The sequence below is a fragment of the Paraburkholderia sp. genome (assembly GCF_036488505.1).
Classification (GTDB): domain Bacteria; phylum Pseudomonadota; class Gammaproteobacteria; order Burkholderiales; family Burkholderiaceae; genus Paraburkholderia.
This window is the reverse complement of record NZ_DASXHN010000391.1, coordinates 1-8515: the sequence shown is the minus strand read 5'-3', so window position 1 is coordinate 8515 and position 8515 is coordinate 1. Positions and strand designations below refer to the sequence as shown.

7 protein-coding genes are annotated in these 8515 nt (G+C 61.3%); all 7 read right to left on the bottom strand.

Going from position 1 to position 8515, the window contains the following annotated elements:
* Positions 1-146: 146 nt before the first annotated feature.
* Positions 147-1637: an NADH-quinone oxidoreductase subunit M gene (locus VGH68_RS22850; RefSeq protein ID WP_331605985.1), complete on the bottom strand. Its 1491-nt coding sequence runs from the start codon at positions 1635-1637 to the stop codon at positions 147-149.
* A 14-nt stretch (positions 1638-1651) separates the two neighbouring features.
* Positions 1652-3730, bottom strand: a complete 2079-nt coding sequence (gene nuoL / locus VGH68_RS22845; protein WP_331605984.1) for an NADH-quinone oxidoreductase subunit L — start codon at positions 3728-3730, stop codon at positions 1652-1654.
* A gap of 17 nt (positions 3731-3747) precedes the next feature.
* A complete protein-coding gene (nuoK, locus tag VGH68_RS22840) occupies positions 3748-4053 on the bottom strand; it encodes an NADH-quinone oxidoreductase subunit NuoK (protein WP_006052894.1) in 306 nt (101 codons plus the stop codon).
* A gap of 20 nt (positions 4054-4073) precedes the next feature.
* Entirely contained in the window at positions 4074-4766 is a 693-nt protein-coding gene (locus VGH68_RS22835; protein WP_331605983.1) for an NADH-quinone oxidoreductase subunit J, read from the bottom strand.
* A 199-nt stretch (positions 4767-4965) separates the two neighbouring features.
* A complete protein-coding gene (gene nuoI, locus VGH68_RS22830) occupies positions 4966-5454 on the bottom strand; it encodes an NADH-quinone oxidoreductase subunit NuoI (protein ID WP_018431494.1) in 489 nt (162 codons plus the stop codon).
* Between the two features lie 15 nt (positions 5455-5469).
* A complete protein-coding gene (gene nuoH, locus VGH68_RS22825) occupies positions 5470-6534 on the bottom strand; it encodes an NADH-quinone oxidoreductase subunit NuoH (protein ID WP_331605982.1) in 1065 nt (354 codons plus the stop codon).
* Positions 6535-8515, bottom strand: a 1981-nt coding sequence (locus tag VGH68_RS22820; protein ID WP_331605981.1) for a molybdopterin-dependent oxidoreductase, incomplete at its 5' end; no start/stop codon positions are given.

The window sequence follows — 8515 nt, the reverse complement described above, 5'->3', positions numbered from 1 at the left end:
CGATGAAGTACGTGGTCCGTCGCGCCGCCTGGCCGAAGAACGTGTCGTTGAGCCACGCGAGAACTACGGCGAGCATCAACAGGCCGTCGGGCAACAGGGCAGTCATAGGTGCGTTTTGCATGATCTTTTAATTCCTCCGCTCTGCGTTACTGAGGCAACGGCAGTTTTGACTGCGCAACGTGGGAGAGGAGGTTTTCCACGGATACGTGCATCACATCGGTAAAGGGCTTCGGATACAGGCCCATGAACAGCGTCAGTGCGGCAAGCACTGCCAGCATGAAAAATTCGCGGCGATTGATGTCGAGCAGGCTCTTCACATGGTCGTTCGCGACTGCGCCGAAGTACACGCGCTTGTACATCCACAGCGTGTAGGCCGCGCCGAGAATCAGCGTGACCGCGGCGCCGCCCGCGATCCAGAAGTTGTACTGGACAGCGGCGAGAATCACCATGAATTCGCCGACGAAACCGGACGTGCCCGGCAAACCGCAGTTGGCCATCGAGAACAGCATCGCGAATGCCGCGAACTTCGGCATCATGTTGACGACGCCGCCGTAGTCGGCGATCTGACGCGAGTGCATACGGTCGTACAGCACCCCGATGCTCAGGAACATCGCGCCCGATACGAAGCCGTGCGAAATCATCTGCACGATCGCGCCTTCCGCGCCGAGCTGGTTGAAGATAAAGAAGCCGAGCGTGACAAAGCCCATATGTGCGATCGACGAATACGCGACCAGCTTCTTCATGTCTGCCTGCACCATCGCGACGAGACCGATGTAGATCACCGCGATCAGCGACAGCGTGATGACGACCGGCGCGAGGAAATGGCTCGCGTCAGGCGCGATCGGCAGCGAGAAGCGCAGAAAACCGTAGGCACCGAGTTTCAGCATGATCGCGGCCAGCACCACCGAGCCGCCGGTCGGCGCTTCGACGTGCGCATCGGGCAACCACGTGTGCACTGGCCACATCGGCACCTTCACCGCAAAGGCCATGAAGAACGCGATGAACAGTAGCACCTGCGGCGTCATCGCGATCTGCGAGTGCTGCCACGTGGCGAGATCGAACGTGCCGGTCTGGACGTACAGGTACAGCAACGCAACCAGCATCAGCAGCGAACCCATCAGCGTGTACAGGAAGAACTTGAACGCCGCGTACACGCGATTCGCCCCGCCCCACACGCCGATGATGATGTACATCGGGATCAGCGTCGCTTCGAAGAACACGTAGAACAGCATGCCGTCGGCCGAGCTGAACACGCCGACCATGATGCCCGACAGGATCAGGAACGCGGCGAGATACTGGCCGACGTTTTTCGTGATCACTTCCCACCCGGCGATCACGACGATTACCGTGATCAACGCGGTCAACACGACGAACCACATCGAGATGCCGTCCACGCCGAGGTGATACGTGATGTGGAAGCGTTCGATCCAGTTCGCCTGTTCGACGAACTGCAGATCCGCTGTGCCCGGATCGAAACCGGTGATCAGCGGAATGGTCACGATGAAGCTCAAGACCGAGCCGATCAACGCAACCCATCGCGCCGGCGCGGGGTTCTGATCATTGCCGATCGCTAGGACCAGAAGCCCAAAGAGAATCGGCAACCAGATCGCGATGCTGAGAATCGGATAAGCGTGCATGAGTGTCCCTCGCCTTATTTGCCGCCGAGCGTGACAAACAGGGTCAAGAGCCCCAGCATGCCGATAATCATGGCGAACGCGTAGTGGTAGATGTAGCCGGATTGGAGGAAGCGGATCACGCTCGCGAACCAGCCGATGAAGCGTGCGCTGCCGTTGACGATACCGTCGATCACGACGACATCGCCTTCCTTCCACAGACCCCGGCCAATTGCCACCGCGCCCCGTGCAAATACGACTTCGTTGAACTTGTCCATGTAGTACTTGTTATCGAGCAACGTGTAGATCGGGCCGAAGGCGCGCTTGATGACAGCCGGCAGATCCGGACGGACCAGGTACAGAAACCATGCAACCAGCACGCCTGCAAGCGCGAGCCATACCGGCAAGCCCGACACCGAGTGCAGCCCCATGGCCGCCCAGCCGTGAAATTCTTCGGCCATCTCGTGCAGCGCCGGATGGGTGTCGCTGATGTAGATCACCTTGTCGAACGCGACGCCGTGCTGGAAGAAGTCGCCAAACAGCATCGGCCCAACCGCGATCGCACCGATCACGATCGATGGAATCGCCAGCAGAACCAGCGGCACCCACACGACCCACGGCGTTTCATGCGGCTCGTGCGCGTGGTCGTCGTGACCATGGCCGTGGCCGTGGTCGTCCTGGTCGTGGCCATGCGCGTCATGCCCATGCGACGCGGCTTCGGCGCCCATCGGCGATTCCGGATGCTTGGGACCGCGGAAACGCTCCTCGCCGTGGAACACCATGAAGTACATACGGAACGAATACAGCGCGGTCACGAATACGCTTGCGACCACCGCGAAATACGCGAAACCCGAGCCCGGCAGATGCGACAGCTTCACCGCGTCGATGATCGAGTCTTTCGAGTAGAAGCCCGAGAAGAACGGCGTGCCGATCAGCGCGAGCGACCCGACCAGAGACGTGATCCACGTGATCGGCATGTACTTGCGCAGGCCGCCCATGTTGCGCATGTCCTGATCGTGGTGCATGCCGATGATCACCGAGCCGGCGCCGAGGAACAGCAGCGCCTTGAAGAACGCGTGGGTCATCAGATGGAACACGGCGACCGAGTAAGCCGATGCGCCGAGCGCGACTGTCATGTAACCGAGCTGCGACAGCGTCGAGTAAGCCACCACGCGCTTGATGTCGTTCTGGACGATGCCGAGGAAGCCCATGAAGAGCGCGGTAATCGCGCCGATGACCATCACGAACGACAGCGCCGTATCCGACAGTTCGAACAGCGGCGACATCCGCGTCACCATGAAGATACCGGCCGTCACCATCGTTGCCGCGTGAATCAGCGCGGAGATCGGCGTCGGGCCTTCCATCGAATCCGGCAGCCAGACGTGCAACGGGAACTGCGCCGACTTACCCATCGCGCCGATGAACAGGCAGATGCACGCCACCGTCAGCAGGCCCCAATCGGTGCCCGGGAAATTCAGTGCCGCGAGTTCAGTGCGCTTCGCGAAGACTTCGCCGTAGTTCATCGAACCGGCAAACGCGAACAGCAGGCCGATCCCGAGCAGGAAGCCGAAATCGCCGACGCGGTTCACGATGAACGCCTTCATGTTCGCGTAGATCGCGCTTTCACGCTTGAAGTAGAAACCGATCAGCAGATAGGACACGAGACCCACCGCTTCCCAGCCGAAGAACAGTTGCAGGAAGTTGTTGCTCATCACGAGCATCAACATCGAGAACGTGAACAGCGAGATGTACGAGAAGAAGCGCTGGTAGCCGTCGTCGTCGGCCATGTAGCCGATCGTGTAGATGTGCACCATCAGCGACACGAAGGTCACGACGCACATCATCATCGCGGTCAGCGAGTCGACCAGAAAGCCAACTTCGAGCTGCGTCTTGCCAATCGACATCCATTGATAAATGGTCGCGTTGAAGCTCGCACCCTCCATCACCTGGAAGAAGACGATGGCCGACAGGATGAACGAAACAGCGACGCCGAGGATCGTGACCGAATGTGCTCCAGCTCGCCCTACAGTCTTGCCGAAGAGCCCGGCAATCAGGGAACCGGCGAGCGGGGCCAGCGGAATCGCCAGCAGCAGGCTTTCATTGAGTATCGTGGACATAACCGCTTTTCCTGAAATTAACCTTTGAGCTGATCGAGATCCTCGACATTGATCGTGTCGAGGCTACGGAACAGGGTCACCAGAATTGCGAGACCGATCGCTGCTTCCGCTGCCGCAACTGTCAGCACGAAGAAAACGAAGATCTGGCCGTGCACGTCGCCCAGATAGTGCGAGAACGCGACGAAATTGGTGTTCACCGCGAGCAGCATCAGTTCGATCGCCATCAGGATGATGATGACGTTGCGGCGGTTCAGGAAAATGCCGACGATGCTGATCGCAAACAGGATCGCGCCGAGGACAAGGTAATGGGCAAGGGTCAACATGATTTCTATCTCCTGTCCGCTCAGCTGTTTTTAGCAGGTGCCGAGTCGGCTGCCGCTGCTGCCGCCGCAGCTGCGGCTTCTTCCGCCGCGATGGTCGCAGCGGTCTTTTCTGACGGCATCTTCACCACGCGCACACGGTCCTGGGCTCGCACCTTGACCTGGGCGCTGACGTTCTGACGCTTGCTGTCCTTCTTGTGGCTCGTGGTCAGCGCGATTGCCGCGATGATCGCGACCAGCAACACGAGGCCGGCGATTTCAAACGCGAAGATGTAGTCGGTGTAGATGACCTTGCCGATCAGGCGTGTGTTCGACCAGTCGCCCATGCCGTTCGCGACCGCCGTCGTGTCGCGCAGCGCCGTGGTGGTCGCGCCGTAGCCGTGCCACAGAATCAGCGCGGTCTCGATCACGATGATTGCGCCGACTGCCGTGGCCATCGGCACGAAACGTTTGAAGTCCTTGCGCAGCACGTCGAGATTGATGTCCAGCATCATCACGACGAACAGGAACAGCACCATCACCGCGCCGACATAGACCAGCACCAGCAGGATCGCGAGGAATTCGGCCTCCAGCAGCATCCAGATCGCGGCTGCGTTGAAGAACGCCAGCACCAGAAACAGTGCGGACGCTACCGGGTTACGCGAGGTGATCACCTTCAGCCCCGAGACAACCAGGAGCAGCGCGAAGATGTAGAACAGTACGGTCGTGAATTCCATGATTACCGGTTCATCGTTAGGCCATCGTCAGGCATTGTTCTTTGGCACGCGTGCTTGGTAAAAGCGGGCGAAACCGCCAGAACTGCCGCACAGGTGCGCCGTGCCTCGGCGTTAAAGCCGCGGCGCTCGGCCCGACAGCAGGCCGTGTTACTGGTTTTACTGCCGCGCTTACTGCATCAACGAAAAAGAAAAGAACGCTTCAACGATACGGTGCGTCCGCCGCCTTGTTGGCGGCGATCTCCGCTTCGTAGCGATCGCCGACGGCCAGCAGCATTTCCTTCGTGAAGTACAGGTCGCCGCGCTTCTCGCCGTGATACTCGAGAATGTGCGTCTCGACGATCGAGTCGACCGGGCAGCTTTCTTCGCAAAAACCGCAGAAGATGCACTTGGTCAGATCGATGTCATAGCGCGTCGTACGGCGGGTGTTGTCCGCGCGTGTTTCCGATTCGATCGTGATCGCGAGCGCTGGGCACACCGCTTCGCACAGCTTGCATGCGATGCAGCGTTCCTCGCCGTTCTCGTAGCGGCGCAGCGCGTGCAGACCACGAAAACGCGGCGAGATCGGGGTCTTCTCTTCCGGGAACTGCACGGTCACCTTGCGCTGGAACGTGTAGCGTCCCGTCAGCGCGAGGCCCTTGAGCAGTTCCGTCAGGAAGAAGGTCTTGAAAAAGTTTTGGATTGCGGTCATAGGTTCATCCGCCCTTTATTTCCAGATGTTCAACGGCGACATGATCCAGAAGCCGACCACCACGAGCCATACCACGCAGACCGGAATGAACACCTTCCAGCCCAGACGCATGATCTGGTCATAGCGGTAGCGTGGGAACGTGGCACGCGCCCAGATGAACACCGACAACAGGAAGAAAACCTTGGCGACGAGCCAGACGATGCCCGGGATAAACGACAGGAAGCCGAACGGTGCGCTCCAGCCGCCAAGGAACAGTGTTGCAGCCAATGCCGAGATCACGATCATGTTGATGTACTCGGCGAGGAAGAACAGCGCGAACGCCATACCCGAGTAATCGATCATGTGGCCCGCGACGATTTCCGACTCCCCTTCCACCACGTCGAACGGGTGGCGGTTCGTTTCGGCGATGCCCGAGATGAAGTACACGACAAACATCGGCAGAAGCGGCAGCCAGTTCCACGACAGGAAGTTCAGCCCGTGCGACGCGAAAAAGCCCTGCTCTTGAGAACCGACGATGCCCGACAGGTTCAGCGTTCCGGCCGTCATGAGCACGACGACGAGCGCGAAGCCCATCGAGATTTCGTATGACACCATCTGCGCGGCAGCGCGCATCGCACCGAGGAACGCGTACTTCGAGTTCGACGCCCAGCCAGCCAGAATCACGCCGTACACGCCGATCGACGAAATCGCCATCGCATACAGCAGGCCCGCATTGATGTCGCCGAGCACCGCGCCCGCCTGGAACGGAATCACCGCCCACACCGCGAAGGCCGGCACCACTACCATGATCGGCGCGATCAGGTAAACCCAGCGGCTTGCCTGCGCCGGCTGAATCACTTCCTTTAGCAGCAGTTTCAGCACGTCGGCGATCGGCTGCAGCAAACCCGCGGGGCCGACGCGGTTCGGGCCGAGACGCACGTGCATCCAGCCGATCAGCTTACGCTCCCAGAGGATCAGATAAGCCACGCACAGCAGGATCACGACGGCCACCACCAGGATGCGCACGAGCGCCCACACCGTGGGCCATGCCACACCGAGAAGCTGGGCGCCGCCCGAGTTGATCGTATCGAACAAGCTCATTTACGCCTTCTCCACCACCAGTTCACCGAACAGGCTGCCCAGCGCCGCACCAGCAGGCGTAGCCGCCGATACGCGGACGACCGTCTCCGCAAGATTCGCGTCGCGCACGGCCGGCAACTGCACCGCTTGCTCGCCCTGACGAACGCGCACCGCGTCGCCCTCTTTCAAACCCAATTTGTCGAACAGCGCCGCCGGCAGACCGACCGAGTTCGCGATACGCGCGGCCGTAGTCAGGTGCAGCGACTCGGCGCGACGCACCAGCGCGTCGGCGTGATAGATCGGCACGTTCGCGAGACGCTCGAACTTGCCTTCGACCGCCCTGGTCGTGTTGCCTCGTGTCACCGCCGTACCCGTACGATTCGACAGGCGCGAGCTCAGGTCAGCGTCGCCCAACGCGGTCGCGCGCACTTCTTCGACGGTGTCGTAGGCGAAGCCCGCCGCATCGAGCAGGCTGCCCAGCACGCGCAGGACCTTCCATGCCGGCCGCGTGTCGCCAAGCGGGCGCACGACGCCGTTGAAGGACTGCACGGTGCCTTCGGCGTTGACGAACGTGCCACCCGTTTCGGTGTACGGCGCGATCGGCAGCAGTACGTCGGCGTAGTCGGCGCCCGTCTGGAACGGCGACATCACGACGACCATCTCGGCCTGCTTCAGCGCCGCAAGCGCTTGCGCCGGATTGGCCGTGTCGAATTCGGGCTCGAGATTCAGCAGCAGATAGCCCTTGCGCGGCTGGTCAAACACCTCGCGCGCATTCAGGCCGCCTTCGCCCGGCAGCGCGTTCACGAGATGCGCGCCGACCGTGTTGGCCGCCTCGGTGAGGAAGCCCAGCGTCGCGCCGGTCGTCTCGGCGATCCATTGAGCCGCGGCATGGATTGCCGCGAAATCCGGATGACGGACCGCATCGTTGCCGAGCAGCACCAGACGGCGCTCGCCGGTGGCCAGCGAGCTCGCGATCTGCTTATGCGCATCCGTCGACTGCGAGCCAGCGAACGCGTCCGGCAGGGCAACGCCCTTCGCTTCGCCAATCGCACCCGCGATGCCCGCCAGCGCGTCGAGCCACGCCGAAGGCGCCGCAACCACGCGTTGCGCCTGCGGGATCATCGCATCGTCGTTGGTAGCCTGGATCAGCGTGAGCTGCGACCCGCCGCGCGCAGCCTGACGCAAACGCGCGGCGAGCAGCGGGTGATCGCGACGCAGATCCGAGCCGATCACCAGCACCGCGTCGACGTTCGACAGCTCGGCGATTGCGGTGCCAAGCCACGGCGCGCCGGTCATGGGCGCCGAGAAATCCGACTGACGCAGACGGAAGTCCACGTTCGGCGTGCCGAGCGCCTGCGCGATCTGCTTGAGCAGGAACAGTTCTTCGACCGTGCTGTGCGCACTAGACAGCGCAGCAAGCGCATTGGCGCCGTGATCACGCTTGATACCGTTCAGGCCCTTGACCACGTAGTCGAGCGCGGTCTGCCAGTCGGTTTCGACCCACTCGCCGCCCTGCTTGAGCATCGGCCTGGTCAGACGTTCGGGGCTGTTCAGGCCTTCGTACGAGAAGCGGTCCTTGTCCGAAATCCAGCACTCGTTGATCGATTCGTTTTCGAACGGCAGAACGCGCATCACGCGATTGTTCTTGACCTGCACCACGAGGTTCGCGCCGACGGAATCGTTCGGTCTCACCGACTTGCGGCGCGACAGTTCCCACGAACGGGCGCTGTATCGGAACGGCTTGCTGGTGAGCGCGCCGACCGGACACAGGTCGATCATGTTGCCCGACAGTTCCGAGTCGACCGTCTTGCCGACGAACGACGTGATTTCCGAATGCTCGCCGCGGCCCAGCATGCCGAGCTCCATCACACCAGCGACTTCCTGACCGAAACGAACGCAACGCGTGCAGTGAATGCAACGCGACATTTCTTCCATCGAAATCAGCGGGCCAACGTTCTTGTGGAACACCACGCGCTTTTCTTCGCTATAGCGCGACGACGAC